We start from the raw sequence: 2088 nt of genomic DNA, 5'->3' as shown, positions 1-2088 counted from the left end.
TGAGATTCTGTGGCGGTTTATTAAATATGAATGGATCGAAATAAATGCCTATTCTAGCTGGCCAGCTCTTGTTTCATGTGTGGAAAAAATACTTAAAGAATTTGGAGAAAATTATGTAATTAATTTTGCTTAACTACTTATCAGGGAAATACTTGATTCTTTCGAGCTTGTTGAAAGGCGCAGGCATGGGTATGACTTCCGAAGCACTGCCAATATAATTTGGACTGCCATAGGCATCCCATCCAAGATAGCGATAATGTCGTATGAAGCCCGACTCGGGTGTTTGCCAGATGTCCCCCTTGCTATCAACCTCCCAACCCCAGATCGAACCATCTGCTGCACCTAAACTTTCATAATCATCATTTTGAATCGAGCCATCACCATTGTTGTGGCACCATAACCAGCTTCCCGTCGCTGGCTGATTGGTTGGCCACGTAGAATGCTCCCTGGCAAAGATGGCGCTGGGAACTGCAAATTCTCCTTTCATACGGTAGACGCTGAGCTGATTGGCAAATATTCCTGTGGGATATAAGAAACGTTGAGCTTTAATTCGACGGACAAAAACAGACATCGCCGAATGGTTTTGGTTGTGCAGTCGCGGATCGTCAGGCTAGCGAAATTTATCGGCGGTATAACCTTTGTAAGTCCATTCCTGTCCATTAGATTTACTATAGTCCATCCTGAAATGTTCATGTTTCGTGCACAGATCCAGTCCGTCAGTACCTGGATCGGCATCGGCATTATCTACGAATTGCCAACCCAATAATTGCCATTGCATTTTCCCGAGAGGGGAGAACTTTCTCAAGTCGGTTCCTGAACTACCAAAACCATCACTGCTAACCTAGATATTCCCGGCTTTATCTGTACCCACTCCTGTTAAACCGTTGAGTTTAAGTTCTCCAACTTCTCCGCAAGTTCCAGAATAAATGCCGCCTAGACTGCCAAAAGTCCCTATTACAGCACTTCCGGATGTTATGAGGTACAGTAGCAGCAATTAGTAAACCAGTTTTTAAGATGTTTCGGATTAATCAAGTCAAGAGCCACAGCAATTATCGTGTCAACCATTTTAGTGCTGGTTGGTGAAAACTGTCGCAATAAAGATTTGAGTTGCGACCACCATAATTCAATTGGAGTAAAATCAGGAGAGTATGGGGACAAACACAAGATAGAAGCACCCACCGCTTCAATCTACGGGCTTAATTTAATCTACTTTATGCGCTGGTAAGTTATCCATCACTACTACTGCTCCCGACCACAATTGTGGCACTAAATATTGAGCGATAAACACCTCAAATGCTTGGCTATCCATCGAGTTGTCTATGGTCATTAATGCCACTACTCGCTGGAAACTAATTGCACCAATTACTGTGATTTTCTTGCCTCGATAAAAAGGTTTGACCGCCTAGGCTCTCGTTCCGAGTTGAGAACGTGCATGAGTTCTGGTTAAACCTAGTAATACTCCAGTATCATCTAAAAAGACTAGATTTTTTGGATCGATATGCTTGACTTTTTCCCAATACTCTAACCTTAATTTCATGACTCTTTCAGTGCCAGCTTGGCTACTTCTCACTGTTTTTTTTACGATTTAATCCCAACTTTTGTAAAGCGTTACACATGGCTGTTCTACCCACCCAATTTCCAGTCTTCTGGGCAAATAACTCACACAATTCTAGTAAGGTGGCATCGGGATGGGCTGCCACTATTTCTCTCAACTCTGCTGTGGAATTATTCAAATGACTGTATCTCGGTTTCCCCCTGGGTTTCGGCTGTAAATTCCCCTCTATTTTTTGTTGCTTGACCAGCTTTTGAACTAAGCTTTTACTGACGGAAAATATCGCTGCTGTTTTTCTGATCGACAGCTTCTGATCTTGATGGGCTGCTACTATTTTTGTTCGCAAATCTACTGAATATGCTTCATTGGTGTATTTTTTAAATCTATTCTTATTGCAGGGCTATTTCATTCTAAATAATTCCTTGAGTGTGTTAAGACCAAAGCCAGCAAGTCGTTGAGCTTGAGCCATATTCTGAAATCCATACTCTCGATATAAATTGAGTGCAAAATTACGCGCCGTTGCCCAGATTTGCACG

The 2088-nt window shown here is 42.2% G+C and carries 2 protein-coding genes and 1 pseudogene; all 3 read right to left on the bottom strand.

The genetic code is table 11. The features are described 5' to 3' along the window. Positions 1-133 precede the first annotated feature (133 nt). Complete coding sequence (locus ACUVJL_RS31670) at positions 134-571, bottom strand: hypothetical protein (RefSeq protein ID WP_445249453.1); 438 nt, start codon at positions 569-571, stop codon at positions 134-136. Between the two features lie 630 nt (positions 572-1201). Then, complete coding sequence (locus ACUVJL_RS31665) at positions 1202-1372, bottom strand: transposase (protein WP_445249454.1); 171 nt, start codon at positions 1370-1372, stop codon at positions 1202-1204. Between the two features lie 187 nt (positions 1373-1559). Further along, a pseudogene (locus ACUVJL_RS31660) lies at positions 1560-1901 on the bottom strand (IS630 family transposase); the annotation flags it as partial. Positions 1902-2088: the final 187 nt, after the last annotated feature.

It is taken from the genome of Microcoleus sp. OTE_8_concoct_300 (assembly GCF_031383065.1).
Lineage (GTDB): Bacteria > Cyanobacteriota > Cyanobacteriia > Cyanobacteriales > Microcoleaceae > Microcoleus.
Note: the sequence above shows the minus strand (reverse complement) of the source record. Positions and strands in the feature narration are given on the sequence as shown.